17 protein-coding genes are annotated in these 17,577 nt (G+C 40.6%); 10 read left to right on the top strand and 7 right to left on the bottom strand.

The annotated features are described in order from the left end of the window. Nucleotides 1-5: 5 nt before the first annotated feature. Complete coding sequence (locus RB151_RS06295; protein WP_042846533.1) at nt 6-434, top strand: secondary thiamine-phosphate synthase enzyme YjbQ; 429 nt, start codon at nt 6-8, stop codon at nt 432-434. Nucleotides 435-680: 246 nt separating this feature from the next. Here the strand turns inward: RB151_RS06295 and RB151_RS06300 are convergent, their stop codons facing one another. Then, the gene (locus tag RB151_RS06300; RefSeq protein ID WP_042846532.1) at nt 681-944 is read right to left on the bottom strand and encodes a GrxA family glutaredoxin; all 264 of its coding nucleotides are present in this window, start codon (nt 942-944) and stop codon (nt 681-683) included. Between the two features lie 159 nt (nt 945-1,103). Between RB151_RS06300 and RB151_RS06305 the strand changes: the two genes are divergently transcribed. From RB151_RS06305 to rlmC, 3 genes are all read left to right on the top strand, one after another. Next, nucleotides 1,104-1,430 carry a YbjC family protein gene (locus RB151_RS06305; RefSeq protein ID WP_042846531.1) on the top strand — a complete coding sequence of 109 codons (327 nt, stop codon included), beginning with the start codon at nt 1,104-1,106 and terminating at the stop codon, nt 1,428-1,430. 136 nt (nt 1,431-1,566) lie between these two features. Then, nucleotides 1,567-2,085 (top strand): YbjN domain-containing protein, encoded by a 519-nt coding sequence (locus RB151_RS06310; RefSeq protein WP_042846530.1) that lies wholly within the window; start codon nt 1,567-1,569, stop codon nt 2,083-2,085. A gap of 9 nt (nt 2,086-2,094) precedes the next feature. Further along, nucleotides 2,095-3,222: a 23S rRNA (uracil(747)-C(5))-methyltransferase RlmC gene (gene rlmC / locus RB151_RS06315; RefSeq protein WP_048606529.1), complete on the top strand. Its 1,128-nt coding sequence runs from the start codon at nt 2,095-2,097 to the stop codon at nt 3,220-3,222. Between the two features lie 129 nt (nt 3,223-3,351). Here rlmC and artM read toward each other — a convergent pair whose 3' ends face one another. The 6 genes from artM to RB151_RS06345 all read right to left on the bottom strand — a co-directional run bounded on the left by artM (nt 3,352) and on the right by RB151_RS06345 (nt 8,791). After that, complete coding sequence (artM, locus tag RB151_RS06320) at nt 3,352-4,020, bottom strand: arginine ABC transporter permease ArtM (protein ID WP_048606531.1); 669 nt, start codon at nt 4,018-4,020, stop codon at nt 3,352-3,354. Further along, nucleotides 4,017-4,757, bottom strand: coding sequence for an arginine ABC transporter permease ArtQ (gene artQ, locus RB151_RS06325; protein ID WP_042846526.1), 741 nt, complete (start codon nt 4,755-4,757; stop codon nt 4,017-4,019). Before artQ ends, artM begins: the two co-directional genes overlap by 4 nt. Nucleotides 4,758-4,769: 12 nt before the next feature. Next, nucleotides 4,770-5,513: an arginine ABC transporter substrate-binding protein gene (gene artJ / locus RB151_RS06330; protein ID WP_042846525.1), complete on the bottom strand. Its 744-nt coding sequence runs from the start codon at nt 5,511-5,513 to the stop codon at nt 4,770-4,772. Nucleotides 5,514-5,531: 18 nt separating this feature from the next. After that, nucleotides 5,532-6,260, bottom strand: coding sequence for an arginine ABC transporter ATP-binding protein ArtP (gene artP / locus RB151_RS06335; RefSeq protein ID WP_042846524.1), 729 nt, complete (start codon nt 6,258-6,260; stop codon nt 5,532-5,534). 98 nt (nt 6,261-6,358) lie between these two features. Then, the gene (locus RB151_RS06340; RefSeq protein ID WP_042846523.1) at nt 6,359-7,840 is read right to left on the bottom strand and encodes a DUF2867 domain-containing protein; all 1,482 of its coding nucleotides are present in this window, start codon (nt 7,838-7,840) and stop codon (nt 6,359-6,361) included. A gap of 51 nt (nt 7,841-7,891) precedes the next feature. Continuing rightward, nucleotides 7,892-8,791: a lysine exporter LysO family protein gene (locus RB151_RS06345; protein ID WP_048606535.1), complete on the bottom strand. Its 900-nt coding sequence runs from the start codon at nt 8,789-8,791 to the stop codon at nt 7,892-7,894. 391 nt (nt 8,792-9,182) lie between these two features. Between RB151_RS06345 and RB151_RS06350 the strand changes: the two genes are divergently transcribed. The 6 genes from RB151_RS06350 to RB151_RS06375 all read left to right on the top strand — a co-directional run bounded on the left by RB151_RS06350 (nt 9,183) and on the right by RB151_RS06375 (nt 17,515). Further along, nucleotides 9,183-10,847 (top strand): ATP-dependent nuclease, encoded by a 1,665-nt coding sequence (locus RB151_RS06350; RefSeq protein WP_071547878.1) that lies wholly within the window; start codon nt 9,183-9,185, stop codon nt 10,845-10,847. Nucleotides 10,848-11,058: 211 nt separating this feature from the next. Further along, nucleotides 11,059-12,165 (top strand): macrolide transporter subunit MacA, encoded by a 1,107-nt coding sequence (macA, locus tag RB151_RS06355; protein ID WP_048606537.1) that lies wholly within the window; start codon nt 11,059-11,061, stop codon nt 12,163-12,165. Between the two features lies 1 nt (nt 12,166). Next, the gene (gene macB, locus RB151_RS06360; protein ID WP_042846519.1) at nt 12,167-14,110 is read left to right on the top strand and encodes a macrolide ABC transporter ATP-binding protein/permease MacB; all 1,944 of its coding nucleotides are present in this window, start codon (nt 12,167-12,169) and stop codon (nt 14,108-14,110) included. A gap of 469 nt (nt 14,111-14,579) precedes the next feature. Continuing rightward, nucleotides 14,580-15,932 (top strand): purine-cytosine permease family protein, encoded by a 1,353-nt coding sequence (locus RB151_RS06365; RefSeq protein WP_042846518.1) that lies wholly within the window; start codon nt 14,580-14,582, stop codon nt 15,930-15,932. Between the two features lie 3 nt (nt 15,933-15,935). Then, nucleotides 15,936-16,769 carry a nitrilase-related carbon-nitrogen hydrolase gene (locus RB151_RS06370; RefSeq protein WP_048606539.1) on the top strand — a complete coding sequence of 278 codons (834 nt, stop codon included), beginning with the start codon at nt 15,936-15,938 and terminating at the stop codon, nt 16,767-16,769. Continuing rightward, nucleotides 16,766-17,515 (top strand): IclR family transcriptional regulator, encoded by a 750-nt coding sequence (locus RB151_RS06375; RefSeq protein WP_042846516.1) that lies wholly within the window; start codon nt 16,766-16,768, stop codon nt 17,513-17,515. Before RB151_RS06370 ends, RB151_RS06375 begins: the two co-directional genes overlap by 4 nt. Nucleotides 17,516-17,577: the final 62 nt, after the last annotated feature.

The following is a 17,577-nucleotide window of genomic DNA, read 5'->3' on the forward strand; positions in this document are numbered from 1 at the left end:
AAATCGTGTGGTGGCAAAAAGAAATACAGCTCAATGCAAAACAAAGGGGATTCCATTTAGTCACAGAGGAGATCCTTCAGCAATTGCCTGAACTAAGTTCAATCGATATTGGTTTAGTGAATATTTTTATTCAGCATACATCTGCCTCTTTGACAGTCAATGAGAATGCAGATTATACCGTTAGAGAAGATTTTGAGCGTTTCTTTAATAAAGCAGTGCCGGAAAATGAACCTTATTTTAAGCATACTTATGAAGGAAGTGATGATATGCCTGCGCACCTTAAAAGTAGTTTATTAGGAGCTAGTTTGACTATCCCTGTGACAAAAGGGCGCTTAAATCTTGGAACATGGCAGGGGATCTACTTGTGTGAACATCGTAATTACGGCGGAAAACGCAGGTTAATTATTACATTACAAGGGGAACTTGCTGATTAGAAACAAAAAACCCGATAGCATGAAAACATAGAGTTGGCTATCGGGCTCCTCAATATGGGGACATCAAAGAAAAGCAGTGGCATAAATTAAGACCCCATCTAAAAAAGAAAGTTCTCAGGCAGATGAAAAAAAATGCACTTTTTTATGAAATTTAAATGAAATAGCACAAAAAGAACAAGCAAAGTGTGAGTACTTGTCAATAAGTGAACCACTTTGCTTGTTGAGTAGAGAAATCTGAGGGACTAATTATTTGTATAGATCCAAATTTTCTTTTGCATAAGCTTCAAAATCAGTGCAACCGCCGATATGAGTTTCATCAATAAAAATTTGTGGCACAGTTTCAACAGGTTTACCGACAGTTTTAGACAGATCTTCTTTAGAAATGCCTTCAGCTTGGATATCGACATAACGGTAGTCAAAATCGTCACGTTCATTTTTCAGTTTTTCAGCAAGTTCTTTCGCACGAACACAATAGGGGCAGCCAGGGCGACCAAAAATAACAGTATACATAGTATCTCCTTTTATCTTGAACTCGAATTTTAATCGCAATATTCAATACTATGCCTACATAAATTGTGAAATAAAAGTCGAATTTTCCTGTTATACCTATAGGTATGACATATAATCGAGAGAGTATGATAGCGATGTAACAGTGGAAAGGTAACTATAATGAGTAACAAACCGGAATCTAAAGGGACTATGCGCTCATTAGCGGATATGCCCAAACCTATTTTGGTATTAGAAGGTGTGGGAATTATACTCCTGATAATCGTTTTACTGACATTAAATGATTATATGACATTACCTGAACCTTTAATGCAGCAAGGGGTAATAATTGCGATTATTATGGTTGGGATTGGCTGTTTAGTTCCTGCTGTCATTCATATTATTTGGCGCGCTATCCATAGTTTAAGTTTTTTAGGGATTGATAATAAACAATCGACCAAAAAGCACAGCCAAAAACCAGAATCTTTTGATGATAAACACGATGAATAGCCATAAAAAACGTGGTTTCGCTAGCGTTTCGGCTTACAATGTGTGAAAATTATTCGCTTTTCTGTTAGAGGTGAAATCAAGGCTCTAACAAACCGATATTGCATGATTATTTTGAGTTGAAGAAGGTTTATTGCCCATGGATTCTATTTGTTACCCTGACATCACAAAGTTACGTGAATGGCTAGACCAACTCAAAACCTCTTATTTCGAGTGTGATTCCTGCGCAGCATTGCATTTACCTCATATGCAAAACATAGAGGGTATTTTTGATGCGAAGCTCGATATTTTAAATAATGTTTTGGTACTGTCTGCATTAGCCGAGTTGAAACCAACGGCTATTGTGACGCTTGTGGCGAATATCAGCCAAATCAATGCCAGTTCATTAACAGCTAAAGTTTTTCTTGAAATTAACGATGAAAACTTACCTAAACTCGTTGTGAGTCAATCATTTTCCTTAGAAGCAGGAATGACTTACCGACAGTTTTGCCTTTTTGTGCAGCAAGCAGAAGACCAAATTTCTGCTATTGTTTATGAAATCTTTAGTAATAATCTCTTGTATGCCAATCAAGGTGATTTTAGTGAGGATGACGGCTCTGCTGAAGATGAGTCGGAGTTTTCTCCTGATGATGATAAACCTTCCATAATCCTTCACTAACTTTTTGTTATGCATTGTGAAAAATACCTCACGGGCGCATGTCGCTCGTGCCAATGGTTAGAACTGACACCAGAACAACAAATTGCTGCAAAGCAGGGGCAACTACAGGCGTTATTACCAGAAATTGAAGCTATTAAGTTTCAACCCCCCGTCACTGGCTTACAAGTCGCTTTTCGTAATAAAGCGAAAATGGTGGTTAGTGGGAGTGTTGAAAGGCCAATTTTCGGGATTATCGGAGAAAATGGGGTCGGTGTCGACCTAACGGATTGCCCATTATACCCCGCCTCATTTTCAGATATCTTTAGTGTGCTTTCCCCCTTTATCGCTCGAGCAGGGCTCACGCCGTACAACATTGAACGCAAACGTGGGGAACTGAAATATCTTTTGTTAACACAAAGCCGACACACGGGTAGGTTTATGCTGCGCTTTGTGCTGCGTTCAGAGAAAAAACTGGTTCAGCTCAAAAATGCATTGCCTTGGTTACAAGAGCAATTACCACAACTTGAGGTGATTACGGCAAATATTCAGCCCGTACATATGGCAATACTCGAAGGCGAGGAAGAGATTTTCTTAACTCCGCAACACACACTGCGTGAGGAGTTTAATCAAGTTCCTTTGTTTATTCGACCACAAGGTTTTTTCCAAACTAATCCTGTTGTTGCAGCTAAGCTATACCAAACCGCGAGAGAGTGGGTAAAAGCATTAAATATTCATAGCTTGTGGGATTTGTTTTGTGGGGTTGGGGGTTTTGGGTTGCACTGCGCTGAAAAAGAGACTCGCTTAACTGGCATTGAAATCAGTGCTCCTGCAATTGCCAGTGCTCAACAATCAGCGAATGAACTAGGGCTACAATATGTTGAATTTAAAGCCCTCGACTCTACGCGTTTCGCTACCGCTAATCAGGATATTCCGCAGCTTATTTTAGTCAATCCACCACGTAGAGGAATAGGTAAAGCACTGTGTGATTACCTTTCTCATATGCAACCTGAATATATTCTCTATTCAAGCTGTAATGCAAAAACGATGGCACAAGATTTGAAGTGGTTGTCTGGCTATCAAGTTTGTAAGGTACAACTGTTTGATTTATTTCCACACACTGCACATTTTGAAGTATTAACATTATTAAAAATAAAATAAGACTTAAGTTGATAATATGCGTACATATTTGAGCTAAGGTCTCATTATCAATATGAATGGAAGAACGATAGAATAAAAAAGCTTGGTGGGCACCCAAGCTTTTTATATAACCAATTGAATTATAATTTGTTAATTGCGGTGTTCGAAGGCTAGAGCCTTACGCTCGATTAAACGCATTAGCACTGTTAAAATTGCATTGACCACTAAATAAATAATCCCCGCAGCAACAAACGCCATGACATTCCAGCTTTGCCCAAAGATCAGTTGGCTGTAGCCCATGACATCTAGCATTGTAATCGTACTGGCAAGTGAAGTACTTTTGAAAATCAGAACGACTTCGTTGGAATAGGACGATAACGAACGTTTAAAGGCATAAGGCAAAATAATACGCATGGTTTGCATTTTACTCATCCCGAGGGCTTGGCACGACTGCCATTGGCCTGATGGAATGGCTTTAACTGCGCCATGGAATAACAAAGTGGAATACGCTGCACTGTTTAGTGCTAATGCGAGCATCGCACATACCCATGGGGTCGAGATAAACTCCCAGAGCATTGGATAATCCTTCAACGATTTAAACTGGCTTGGACCATTATATATTAAGAAAAACTGTACCAATAAAGGCGTGCCAGTAAATAGCGTGATATAGACTTTAACCGCTTGAGAAACCACGGGGGTCTTAAGCGAGAGAATTAAAGTAAATAATATCGCTAAAAGAAAAGCCACAATAAGAGCACTAAACGTCAGTGATAAGCTGGTTGGTAGCCCCGGAAGAATATCTAAAATTAAATCAATCATTTTGATTCACCTCGCTCAAAGCGAGTGGTACGCAATTCAATACGTTTTAAGATAACTTGACTGACTAACGTAATAGCAAGGTAAATCAACCCTACAATGGCGTACCATGTGAAAGGTTCGTGAGTTCTATTAACGATTGTTTTTGTTTGTAGCATTAAATCATTAACACTGATGAGTGAAACTAACGCAGTATCTTTTAATAATACAAGCCATTGGTTACCTAATCCAGGAAGTGCATGGCGCCACATTTGCGGCATAATGAACCGAAAGAAAATAGTGCGTTTGTTTAAACCTAATGCAAAACCGGCTTCCCACTGACCATAAGGTACTGCTTTTAAAGCTCCTCTCAATGTTTGTGATGCATAAGACGCATATAACAAGGCGAGGGCAATGACACCGCAGACAAATGGGGTGTAATCAAATTCACCGCTATCAGCAAAGAAAATGCTAGGGTCAATTTGAATAGTGGTTTGCCAAAAACCGAGGTTTATATCGAACCCATCACCAAGCAAATTGATCAGTTGTAATGTACCAAAGTAGACAAACAACACGACCAGTAATTCAGGTAGACCACGGATCAAAGTAACCCAGCAAGTCCCTAAAAAGGCAATAGGTTTAAAACGGACGGACTCCCACGCAGTAAATAACATGGCGAGGATCAGCCCTAAAACCAGTGCAGAAACAGCAAGGCCGACGGTGATACCGGCGGCACTTGTTAAAAATAGAAAGTTGCTCATTAATTATATCAATTACTGTTGAAACCATTTTTTGTGGATAGCATCATAAGTGCCGTCTGCTTTAACTTCAGCTAAGGCTTTATTCATTTTATCCAGTAGCTCTTTATTTCCTTTACGAACAGCAATACCTAGACCAATACCGAAGTATTGTGGATCAGTGACTTTTTCGCCAACAGCCGTTAGGTTTTCATTACCTTTCGCTTTTAACCACTCATCAGCAACAGCGGTGTCACCAAAGACAGCATCAATACGGCCATTTTGTAAATCTAAAATGGCAGATTGATAGTTATCATAAGGAACGGTTGTCATCCCTTTATGTTGTTCCATGATGTATTTCTGGTGAGTTGTCCCATTTTGCACACCGATTTTTTTGTCTTTTAGTTGATCAACCGAAGAGATTTTCTCTTTTACTGCGATAAACTCAGCAGAGTTAGGGTAGTAGGTTTCAGTAAAATCGACCTGTTGTTGGCGCTCAGGGGTAATATCGATACCAGCCATCAATGCTTCGAAACGACGGAATTTCAAGCTAGGGATTAAACTATCAAATGATTGGTGAGTAAATGTGCAAGTTGCGTTCATTTTTTCGCACATTGCATTGGCTAAATCCACATCAAAACCCACAATTTGGTTATTTTTATCAAACATTTCAAACGGTGCATAAGTTGCTTCCGTTGCAAAACGAATGGTTTCTTTTTCTGCAGCAGTTGCTGATAGGGTTACTGCGCCTAGTAGCGCGGCTAATATAATTTTTTTCATTGCTTAATCCTATATCTATTAATGTGACAGATAATTTGCAAATGCTTCAGTTTGAGGCGCCGCAAAATGGCTGGCGTCTCCTTGTTCTACAATATGACCGTTTTCCATGTACACTACACGGCTAGCGGTTTTACGTGCAATTTCTACTTCATGAGTCACGATAACTTGTGTAATGCCTGTTGCTGATAATTCGCGGATAATATCGACAACCTGTGCGGTTATTTCAGGGTCAAGCGCAGCCGTTGGTTCATCAAACAACAGAACCTTAGGCTCCATCATAAGCGCCCTTGCAATTGCAACACGTTGTTGTTGACCACCAGATAAATGTAAAGGATAGCGGTCAGCAAATTGAGATAAACGTAGGCGTTCTAACAGCTTAGCCGCTTTACTTTGTGCTTCTTGTTTCGATAACTTTAATACACGGCAAGGGGCTTCAATTAGGTTATCCATCACATTCAAGTGAGGCCACAGGTTATATTGTTGGAATACCATGCCGACATTTTGACGCAATTCACGGATAGATTTCGCATCGGGTACCGATGAAAAGTCAAATTGCTGACCGACAATATTTAAATGGCCAGAACGTGGCATTTCCAATAAATTGAGAACACGCAGTAAAGAGCTTTTACCTGCTCCACTTGGCCCGAGTAATACCATGGTCTCACCTGCAGAACACTCTAGATTGATATCAAAGAGAGCCTGATGGGAACCATAGAAACAGTTGATGTTTTTTAATTGAATGCTCATGCTTACCAATAATATCTTTTTTCACTACCTGCGATATTAATCCCATGAGCATATTTATGCAATAATTTATGCATAAAAATTTGGTTTTTACGCTGAAATTATTCTGTTTTCTCAGTTGGATGCTCTATCGGCTGTTGCTTAGCGAGTTGTTTATCCCGTTCAAAAGCCAGTTCACTAATTCGCTTCGCCATACCTTTAAAAATAAATAAGTGTGCTGGCATCATGGCAAACCAATAAAGCAGACCACAGAAGCCAGCTGGGTGCCACCAAGCTCTAACATCAATTGAGCGGCGGTTACCGCTATCATGAATAGTAAATGTCAGCCGCCCAAGGCCCGGTGCCTTCATACCAAATAGCAAACTAAGTTGTTTATTAGGTTCAAGGTTTATGACACGCCAACCATCTATTTCATCGCCAAGTTGCAGCTCTTCGCGATTGGGACGCCCATATTTAATTTTATTCAACATCATATCATCCATGATGGCGCGGGTTTTCCAAAGGCCGTTGGCATAAAAATAACCATCTTTGCCACCAATTTGTTGAACGACATGCCAAAGAGACTCGCTGCTAGCGATGGTACCAAGCGTTGCACCTGCTTGTTTTGGATAAAAACCATAGCCCGGTCGCCAACGCTTGCGAACTTCAGGGTCGTATCCCCAATCTGCATTATCGACGGCATCCGCTTCTTCCGCTAAGGTTGCCCTGACTGCGTCATCGAAAGAAATTAAGGTTTGAGGGATCAACTCGCGTAGTGCTTTATCATCAGCAGGAAGGTCATGTTGTAAGCCTTGGATTAGCTCCTTAGCAATTGAAGGCGGTACTGAGGTGATAAGGCTAATAAAATGCACCGAAATCATACTAATTGGAATTGGGATAGGGATCAGCAAACGGCGTTTACCGCTGACTTTGATAAATCTTTTGAATAGCTCTTGGTAGCTTATATATTCAGGGCCGCCTGCATCGAAAATTCGGCTTTCTGTTACCGGCGTTTTTGCCAGTTGTGTTAAATAATATAGAATATTGGATAGGGCGATTGGAGATGATTTTGAACGCACCCAGCGTGGTGGGGTTAAAATAGCCAAGTTATAAACCATATCCCGCATAATTTCGAAGGCTGCTGAACCTGGCCCAACAATAATAGAAGAACGGATTTCAGTCACAGGGATATGACTTTCACGCAAGATATCGCCGGTTAAACGCCTTGCGATAAGGTGTGGTGAATAGGTATGGCCGTGCTGCAATGCGCTAAGATAGATAATATGCTTAACATTAGAGCCTTCAAGAGCCTGTTGTACATTACGTGCTGCTGCGCGTTCCCGCTCAACCAGATTAGCTTGGTCTGCCATGCTGTGTACTAGGAAATAAACAATGTCGATATCTTCCATGACCCCTTTTAAAGTTTCGGGGTCGTGAAGGTCAACATAAATGCATTGGGTATCATGCCAACCTTGAGATAGCATCCAATCAACACGACGAGCCCCAGCAATAACGTCATATCCTTGTTCAATCAGCTGGGGAATTAGGTTTTGCCCAATATAGCCGCTAGCGCCCAACACTAAAACACGTTGTTTATCTGTCATGTTAATTTCCTGTTTCACGCAAATTAACCGCTATTGTGACTGAAATTTTACCTATGTAAAGAAGGCCATAAGAATTGGCGTAATAAGACTAAGTACGAAGCCATGAACAATGGCCGCAGGGACAATAGACACCCCACCGCTACGTTGCAAAACGGGGAGGGTAAAATCCATTGAGGTTGAGCCACAAATACCCAGTGCGGTTGAGCGATAACGGTTAATAATCATTGGTATCAACATAATTGCAGCAAGTTCGCGAGCTAAGTCGTTGAAGAATGCTGCACTTCCCATTACAGGGCCGTAAGCATCGGTTAAGACAATCCCCGTTAAGGAATACCAACCGAACCCAGAAGCAAGAGCTAGCCCCATTTTAACAGGAATACCTAATAAAAATGCAGCAAGCGCGCCACCAGCCAACGCACTGACCGCCATCACGAAGGCAATTGTTGTGCCTCGGCGGTTAATTAAAATTTGCTTGATGCTCATGCCGCTATTACGTAGCTGAATCCCAACCAATAAAAGCAGTAGCATCAACGCTAACTGGCTGCCTTTATCTGCATAGTGTAGAAAATCAAAGCCAGTTAGCCCAACAACAAACCCTAAAAGCAGTACACCGCAGAGCTGTAAGGATTCGAATACCATCTTGAGGCGTGAAGGAGGTTTTTCTTGTTTATGCTGAGGAATTTTCCACGGGTCAAGTTTATCTAACAATAACAGCGAGATAACATTTAGTAAAAATATACAGGCAAAGAAGGTAACGGCATAAATTAAAATAGAAATTAAGTGAACACTTAAGTTTTCGAGCAGTGCAAGCGTAATACCCATTAAAAATAAAATAACATACACCATTGAGTTCAATGATTGATGGACACGATGGAGTATTTGTTTGTTTTTTATAGGAATAAGATAACCGAAAGTTAACGGTAGAAGAATAATTAAAAGTCCTGAATACATGGCCGCATCCTTAGAGGTTATCCCATCGACTAGGTAAATATAAACAAGGCGTTATGCTTATTTTTCTTTATTTAAGTTATCGCAGCACAAACCTGATTTAACGCACCGTACTAAAAGGGCTTTTCGCCATAAAATTTTTTATTGGTTAATTCATCGAAAAGCAAGTTAAAAATACTAAAAATAAAAGTTTTACTATTTTATAACACTGCAATTAGATGCTCAATACAGTTAGCTGTTTTGTTGTGAAGATTTTTTATTTCTCGTACATATATATAGTAATAAACAAGCTTAATCGGTAAGCTCTAAATATTGTCCTTTAGTATGCTCAATCATTGGCGCTATCTTGTACTGGTGGTTCCAAGTGAATTAAAAATATTCCAAGGAGAGAGATATGTATCTGGAACGTGTGGAAATATATGGATTTAGAGGGATTAACCGGCTGTCTTTAGAACTTAATAACAGCACAGTTTTAATCGGTGAGAACTCATGGGGTAAATCCAGTTTACTTGATGCTCTTGATATTCTTCTCTCCCCCGAACATAAAGATTATCAATTCACTTTACATGACTTTCATCACCCAGCAGGGAATGATGATTCACGTTATCGTTCATTACAGATTGTTTTAAAATTTTGTGAGCGCCGTAAAGGCCGGCATCAGTCATATCGTTTCCATAATCTTAGCTCCGTTTGGGTCGATAATGGTGATGACCTTAAGCATATTTTTTACCGAGTGAGTGCTGAACTCAAAGATGACAATACTGTCGTGGTTGATAAAAGCTTCTTAAATTCAGGTGGTAATAAATTATCCTTGGATAATGTAGGGAAATACATAAAAGAAATTGTTCGGCTGTACCCCGTTATCCGTTTACGAGATGCTCGTTTCTTACAGTCGATTAACCCAGAAATAATAGTGACTGGGCAAAAAGAAATGCGGGATATGTTTAATGCTCATATTAAGGAATTAACAAGTGCGTTAGTTAAAAAACCTGAGCGCCTCAGTGATGATGATTTAGGGGCGGGTATCGATGCAATGCAGCAATTATTGAGCCATTATTTTTCAGGGCAAACTGCACATATTATTAAGACAGACAATTCACTCATAAATATTCAACCTCGCAAACAAGGTTGGAAAGCACTGGACAATATTAATCGTCTTATCGCAAAACCAAACCAACGAAATATCCGTTTAATTATCTTAGGGATGTTTTATTCATTATTACAAGCCAAAGGTAATATTCACTTAGATAAACATGCGAGGCCATTGATTATTGTTGAAGACCCTGAAACTCGACTACATCCGATTATGCTCTCTATTGCTTGGGGGTTATTTAGCCTGTTTTCACTTCAACGTATCACGACAACCAATTCAGGTGAGCTACTTTCACTGGCGCCTTTGGAAGATTTGTGTCGTTTGGTGCGCAATACGAATAAAGTATCTGCTTATCGTTTAAACCAAAATGATTTAAGCCCTGAAGAGTTACGTAAAATCTCTTTCCATATTCGATTTAACCGGCCATCTGCACTTTTTGCTCGTTGTTGGTTATTGGTTGAAGGGGAAACTGAAATTTGGCTAATGAGCGAGTTTGCAAGCCAATGTCATTATTACTTTGAAACGGAAGGCATTAAAGTTATTGCGTTTGCACAAAGTGGCTTGAAGCCGCTGTTGAAATTTGCCAATAAAATGGGGATTGAATGGCATGTGTTGACGGATGGTGATGAAGCGGGGCGTAAATATGCCGCTACTGCAACGCATTATGCGAATAAAATCAATTCGCCAGATAGGGATAGGCTAACGATGTTAACCGCTCCAGATATGGAACATTTCCTATATCGCGAAGGGTTCAGAAGCCTATATCATGAAATTGCAGATATTCCTGATAATGCAAAAGTCTCAACCAGACGGGTGATCATTAAAGCGATTTCCCGTACTTCAAAACCTGATTTAGCCTTAGCCACCGTAAATCGGGCGGCAGAGTTAGGGCCTGATAGCATTCCACTGCAACTGAAAAATATGTTTTCTCGTGTTGCATGGCTTGCAAGGGGAAAAGCTAATTAAGCTGAGATAACAAAAATAGGTATGTTGTTGATTGATTATTTAACCTAGGAAAAGTTTAGCCTGCTATGTGTTTAATCAATTGATAACTTAAGTTATATATTATGAACATATTGAATTAAGCCAATATGTTAAGTTGAAACATTATTGTTATCTTACAGTAAGTTATTTTAGAGGGCGCAGCCCTCTTTTTGTTCATAGGAAGCAGGTATAAATGAAGGTAAAGCCTAAAAAAAAGTGGCCTCTTTATTTGGTGATAATTATTGTTGCCGCTGGTATCGCTGGGTTTCTCTTTAATGATAACGATCCAGAAGTTTTTCAGACCGTTGATGTCACTCGAGGCGATTTGGATAAGCAAGTTCTCGCTACAGGTAAACTCGATGCGGTACGTAAAGTTGATGTCGGAGCCCAAGTAAGTGGTCAGCTACAAACGTTATATGTTAAAGAAGGCGATTACGTCAAAAAAGGTGACTTACTTGCCGTTATTGACCCTAAAAAAGCCCAAAATGATGTGATTGAATCCGAAGCAACGACTCGCGAGTTAGAAGCTAACCTTTCCTTAGCTCAAGCTGAGTTGCGTTTGGCACAAGTCACGTACCAGCGTCATGTTAGCTTGGCAAAGTTACAAGCGGTTGCACAACAAGATTTAGACAAAGCAAAAACCGACGTTGAAGTAAAAAAAGCCCAAGTCGCGACTTATCAAGCGCAAATTAAACGTAACCAAGCCACTTTAGACACCGCGAAAACGAACCTAAAATACACGCAAATTACTGCACCAATGGACGGTATTGTTACTTTTATTAAAACATTACAAGGGCAAACAGTAATCGCAGCCCAAGAGGCACCAACCATTTTAACGCTTGCTGATTTGGATACTATGTTGGTGAAAGCTGAAGTCTCTGAAGCTGACGTAATTTACTTAGAGCCAGGGCAAGAGGCATCGTTTACGGTGCTTGGCGCACCAGATAAAAAATTTTCAGGCCAGCTAAAGGATATACTGCCGACACCTGAAAAAATCAATGATGCTATTTTCTATTATGCGCGGTTTGAAGTGCCTAACCCACAACATTTATTAAAATTACAAATGACGGCACAGGTCAAAATCGAATTAGACTCACGTAAGAACGTTTTGTTATTGCCTCTATCTGCATTGGGAGATCAAATTTCGCCACAAACTTATGAGGTAGATATTCTGCAAGGTAATAAAGTAGAGAAAAAACAAATTGAGATTGGTAGCCGTAATGATGTGTATGTGGAGGTCGTCAAGGGGTTAAATGATGGTGACAAAGTGATCATTGGGCACAGTGACACGGAGAACTAAAATGTCTGCGTTAATTGAGCTTCAAGGGATCACCCGTCGTTACGGTGAAGGTGAAAACCAAACTACAGTCTTGAAAAATGTTTCACTGAAAATTAATGCAGGTGAAATGGTTGCAATTATTGGGGCATCAGGGTCTGGTAAATCAACACTGATGAATATTATTGGTTGTTTAGACAAACCATCGTCAGGGGATTACATCGTTGACGGGCAAAATATTGCCACTTTAGATAACGACCAACTTGCTGAGCTTCGACGCGAACATTTTGGCTTTATTTTTCAACGTTATCACTTATTGAGTCATTTAAGTGCAGAGCAAAATGTTGAAGTCCCCGCTATATATGCGGGAGCAGGGAAGGCACAGCGCCGCGAACGAGCCGCGCAATTATTACAACGCTTAGGGTTAGGTGAACGCATCAACTACCGTCCTAGTCAGCTTTCTGGTGGCCAGCAGCAACGAGTCAGTATTGCAAGGGCACTGATGAATGGTGGGCAAATCATTTTAGCTGATGAACCGACAGGCGCACTCGATAGCCATTCTGGCGAAGAGGTGATGAAAATCTTAAAAGACCTCTGCGCTCAGGGGCATACCGTAATTATTGTCACCCACGACCCAAAAATAGCTGAGCAAGCGGAGCGGGTTGTTGAGATTAAGGATGGTGAAATTCTTCGTGATTCGGGGGCGGTAGCAGCTGTTCGTACTAATTCGCTACCAAAAGCTGCTAGCCGTAAACTGTCTTTAAGTCAGGTATATGGTCGGTTTAGTGAAGCTTTATTGATGGCTTGGCGTGCAATGGTCGTCAATAAAATGCGTACTTTGCTGACAATGTTAGGGATCATCATTGGTATCGCTTCGGTGGTATCGATTATGGTTATTGGTGATGCAGCACAAGATATGGTTTTGAATGATATAAAATCAATTGGAACTAATACCATTTCAATTTATCCCGGGGAAGATTTTGGCAGTGATGATGCGCAAAATCGTCAGTCTTTAAAAGCCGCAGATATTGAAGCCTTAGCAAAACAACCCTATGTGTATGCGATTTCAGGAGAAATCAATAGTTCGACTCGCCTAAGAAAGGGAAATTTAGATGCGGCGGCACAGCTTTTAGGTGTTGGGCGCGGTTATTTTGATGTCTATGCGTCAAAGTTTTCAGAAGGCATGAATTTTACGCAAGATATGGTGGATAGGCGTGCGCAAGTTGTTGTGATTGATGCGAACACGAAACGACGATTTTTTCCTAAGCAAGAGCGTGTGGTGGGCGAAACTTTGTTAGTTGGTAATATGCCTGTTACCGTTATTGGGGTGCTTGAAGAGAAAAAATCAGCTTTTGGCTCAAGCAAGTCATTATCAATTTGGCTGCCAGATACCACAGTGAACAGTAAAATTATTAATCGCCCTTATTATGATAGTTTCACGGTTCGGGTAAAAGAGGGTTATGACGCTAAAACGGTAGAGCAACAATTAACTCGTTTACTGACATTGCGTCATGGTAAGCAAGATATATTTACTTTTAACCTTGATACTTTTGTTAAAGCAGCTGAAAAAACAACGAGAACAATGCAGTTATTCCTAACTTTAGTGGCTGTTATTTCACTCGTGGTCGGGGGGATCGGGGTGATGAATATCATGCTTGTTTCGGTGACGGAGCGAACTCGTGAAATAGGCATTCGTATGGCTGTGGGGGCAAGGACCAGTGATGTCATGCAGCAGTTTTTGATTGAGGCCATTTTAGTATGCTTAATGGGGGGGCTGCTAGGAATTGGATTGTCCTATGGCATCAGTTTATTGGCCCAAATGGCATTGCCCGGCTGGACTTTTTCCTTTGACCCTATGGCGCTAGTGAGTGCGTTTGCTTGTTCAACAGCGATCGGGGTTATTTTTGGCTTTCTACCCGCACGCAATGCCGCTCGATTAAATCCGATTGATGCATTAGCGAGGGAGTAATTAACCTATTAATATTTTCCTCTGTATTGGGTTATACAATACAGAGGAAATTGCTTTAGTGTTTTTTAAGGCGGTTTAATATCTGACCTTTCCAATCAATATAGATATCATTTTCCTTATAAGTAGGGTATTCATGCATTGAAGTTTTGCCTATTTAAGAATATATTTACATCATGTTACAGTTCCGTTTAATGGAACTGAGTTCCTCGATTAAATTCTGCTAATTAAATGCTCCAAATTTAACCTATTCATTTATCAATGAAATTTTTTCTCGCTATATGTATTCCCTCATTTATTTAAATATTTCATAATAAAAATATTGTCTGAAAAGATAAATTCTACTTGCGAATTGGTAGCGATCATGGATATTATTTGCTTGTAGAATAAATGAAACCTAGTTCCACATAATGGAACTTATAATAAAGCCAGTAAAAAACTAAGCAAAGACAACCACACAGCAGGTGCGAATATGGCGAATAAAGTAGGTGAAGATTATTCTTTGGCTCGGGTACCCCAAAGTGCTCGTAGACCATTCTATGAAGTGTTAATTCTACGAATTGGTGCACTAGCTTGTGTTTCACAAGTCATGTTAGGTGCGGCGCTCGGGTACGGGTTAACTTTTTGGCAGGCGTTTTGGGCAACCATGCTTGGCTCTGTAATTTTGCAGGTAGTCAGTTGGGGGCTTGGGGCGGCTGCATGTCGCGAAGGTATGTCGATTAGCCTACTCTCTAGGTGGGCGGGTTTTGGTAAGTTAGGTTCAGCTCTGATTGGTGGCGCAATTGCCATTTCTTTAATGGGTTGGTTTGGCGTACAAAATGGCTTCTTCGCGGATGGTATGTATAAAGCGACTAACGTGCTAACACCAGGGACTTGGTCACTTATTACAGGTATTGCGGTGACGGTTATTACAGTATATGGGTATCGATTTTTATCTATTACTGCAAATATCTCAACGCCGCTATTTTTATTCGCATTAGGTTGGGCGACGTATAATTTATTATCAGGTCAGGATATTGGTACTCTTATCAATGACACTGAACCCGCCGGGCCACTAATGACAATGCCAGCTGCAATCACGATGGTTGCTGGCGGTTTTATTATTGCAGCGGTGACAACACCAGACATCAGCCGCTTTATGAAAGCCCCTAAAGATGTGTTTTGGATGACGCTCATCGGCACTTTTTTTGGAGAGCTTCTGGTAAACATGATAGCGGTACTGATGGCACTTTCATTACGTACTAGCCAAGTGTTTGATTTAATGATGGCATTGACTGGCCTATTAGGTGCATCGATTGTTATTTTTTCAACAATAAAAATGAATGATATCAATCTATACTCATCATCTTTAGGTTTCTCAACACTACTCAATGCGATTTTTAATAAACGTTTTGACCGCCGTTATTTAACGTGGGTGATTGGTATTTTTGGGACCATCGCTTCAATGTTAGGGATTTTAGACAATTTTATTGGCTTCTTAATTTACCTTGGAATAGCAATCCCTCCTGTCGCAGGGATTATGGTTGTTGACTACTATATCTTAAAACGAGACCGCAAAGAGCTAGATACTACGCGTGCACAGGGCATATTGCCGCCTAGTTGCGAAGCGTATAACCCCATTACTTTAATTGTCTGGTTAATTGCCGTCATAGTCGGATGGGGAACATCAGAGTTAGGGCCATTTAATGCAGATTACGGTATTCCAGCACTTAACTCATTAGTTACGGGGGCTATAGCTTATTGGGTTGCCATGAGCTGGCAGGCAAAAGCAAAAGGTGTTGAAGCTGTGCATTTTCGCCAAGTCTCTAATTTGGATAAGGATTAAGCAATGTCAGGTACAAAAGTTAAAGTTGCTTTGGCTCAGTTTAATTCTGAACTCGGTAATAAGCAGAATAATTTGCAGCGCATGGCGCTAATGTGCCAACAAGCTGCTGATTCAGGTGCGAAGCTGGTTTGTTTCCCTGAATTAGCAACAACAGGTTATCGTGGTGATTTATTAACTACAAAACTCTGGGACTTAAGTGATTCAGAGGGCAGCGAAACCTATAACTTATTTAGTGAACTTGCGACCCGCCTTAATATTACCATCGTTAGCGGTTTTGTTGAGCGTGGCGACTATTTAGGTGACATATATAACTCTGTGGGGGTTTGGAACCCAGGGTGTAAAGGGGTTAGCGGTATATTTCGCAAAGTCCATGCTTTTGGTTTAGAAAAACAGTGGTTTGGTCGTGGTGACAGCTTCCCTGTATTTGACACACCAATAGGGAAAATTGGCATCATGATCTGTTATGACATGGGGTTCCCTGAAGTCGCTCGTATTTTAACGCTACAAGGGGCCGAATTGTTATTAGCCCCCTCTGCATGGTGTGTACAAGATAAAGACGTTTGGGATATCAACAGCGCTTGTCGAGCACTGGAAAATGGTACCCACTTACTTGCTGTAAACCGTTGGGGCCATGAAGAAGACCTCCATTTATTTGGTGGAAGCAAGGTATTAGGCCCTCGTGGACAAGTTCTTTATGAAGCAACTCATGCAGGTGAAGAGCTATTAATTGGTGAAATTGATTTCTTAGACCAAGCGCATACACGCCTTAAAGTACCTTATCTAAGAGATAGAAAACCACAAAGTTACGGTGTATTAACCCAAGGTTTAGGGTCATGAGTATTTTATCTAGTGTCGTTGATGTTTATCAACTGTTCCTGCGTACAGGCGCTGAGCTAACAGTAACAACGTTGGTAAATGAATTAGGTATGCCAAAGAGCTCCGCATCACGCCTTTTAAAACAGATGGCAGAACTAGGGCTGTTAGAAAAGAAAAATAATGCGCCAATTTATCGGCCTGGCTTATTGATTATGGAATTAGCTCACCGAGCGAGGGGGATGAACCCTTTAATCGATATGATGCTTGAAGCGCTTGATGAGCTTGCTAAAGATAGCGGTTTTACCAGCTATGTATCCGCACTTGATGATGACATGGTGCGTGTTGTCCATGCGCGTTTTGGCAATAGTATGTTGCAAGTGGTTACCCAGCCGGGGACTCGTTTGCCTATTCTTGGTACTTCTACGGGGCGTGCGTTGTTATCTAGGCTACCGTTGAATGAAAGGTCAGAAATTATTAGTCGTGAGTCAAAAGATGAGCAAGAAAGGTTGATTCAACAAATGAACCTTATTGCTGAGCGTGGCTGGGAGTTCTCGATGAATGAATCTGTAGCTGGTGTTGCTTCTGTATCCAGTACCGTTTTTGACCCATCGCAAAATTCATTATATGCACTGTGTTTAAGTTTGCCTGAAATGCAGATGAACAAAGAGGTTATGGAGCAATTATCCACTAATCTTTGCCATAAGGCTGCTTATCTAGGTTGTATGGTTGGCGACCCTTACTGGCTACAAAAAAGTATCAAAAAGTAGTGAAATTATGTCATGTAGTAAAGTAGGTAGTAAAAGTAAGTAGTGAAAGTAAAGAGTAAATT

The sequence above is a fragment of the Providencia rettgeri genome, assembly GCF_001874625.1.
Taxonomy (GTDB): domain Bacteria; phylum Pseudomonadota; class Gammaproteobacteria; order Enterobacterales; family Enterobacteriaceae; genus Providencia; species Providencia huashanensis.

Excerpts from the sequence above, each read along its gene's own strand:
- RB151_RS06300 (WP_042846532.1), bottom strand. The coding sequence starts at position 944 with ATGTATACTGTTATTTTTGGTCGCCCTGGCTGCCCCTATTGTGTTCGT.
- RB151_RS06305 (WP_042846531.1), top strand. The coding sequence starts at position 1,104 with ATGAGTAACAAACCGGAATCTAAAGGGACTATGCGCTCATTAGCGGAT.
- RB151_RS06310 (WP_042846530.1), top strand. The coding sequence starts at position 1,567 with ATGGATTCTATTTGTTACCCTGACATCACAAAGTTACGTGAATGGCTA.
- rlmC (WP_048606529.1), top strand. The coding sequence starts at position 2,095 with ATGCATTGTGAAAAATACCTCACGGGCGCATGTCGCTCGTGCCAATGG.
- artM (WP_048606531.1), bottom strand. The coding sequence starts at position 4,020 with ATGATTGATTTAATTTTAGATATTCTTCCGGGGCTACCAACCAGCTTA.
- artQ (WP_042846526.1), bottom strand. The coding sequence starts at position 4,757 with ATGAGCAACTTTCTATTTTTAACAAGTGCCGCCGGTATCACCGTCGGC.
- artJ (WP_042846525.1), bottom strand. The coding sequence starts at position 5,513 with ATGAAAAAAATTATATTAGCCGCGCTACTAGGCGCAGTAACCCTATCA.
- artP (WP_042846524.1), bottom strand. The coding sequence starts at position 6,260 with ATGAGCATTCAATTAAAAAACATCAACTGTTTCTATGGTTCCCATCAG.
- RB151_RS06340 (WP_042846523.1), bottom strand. The coding sequence starts at position 7,840 with ATGACAGATAAACAACGTGTTTTAGTGTTGGGCGCTAGCGGCTATATT.
- RB151_RS06345 (WP_048606535.1), bottom strand. The coding sequence starts at position 8,791 with ATGTATTCAGGACTTTTAATTATTCTTCTACCGTTAACTTTCGGTTAT.
- RB151_RS06350 (WP_071547878.1), top strand. The coding sequence starts at position 9,183 with ATGTATCTGGAACGTGTGGAAATATATGGATTTAGAGGGATTAACCGG.
- macA (WP_048606537.1), top strand. The coding sequence starts at position 11,059 with ATGAAGGTAAAGCCTAAAAAAAAGTGGCCTCTTTATTTGGTGATAATT.
- macB (WP_042846519.1), top strand. The coding sequence starts at position 12,167 with ATGTCTGCGTTAATTGAGCTTCAAGGGATCACCCGTCGTTACGGTGAA.
- RB151_RS06365 (WP_042846518.1), top strand. The coding sequence starts at position 14,580 with ATGGCGAATAAAGTAGGTGAAGATTATTCTTTGGCTCGGGTACCCCAA.
- RB151_RS06370 (WP_048606539.1), top strand. The coding sequence starts at position 15,936 with ATGTCAGGTACAAAAGTTAAAGTTGCTTTGGCTCAGTTTAATTCTGAA.
- RB151_RS06375 (WP_042846516.1), top strand. The coding sequence starts at position 16,766 with ATGAGTATTTTATCTAGTGTCGTTGATGTTTATCAACTGTTCCTGCGT.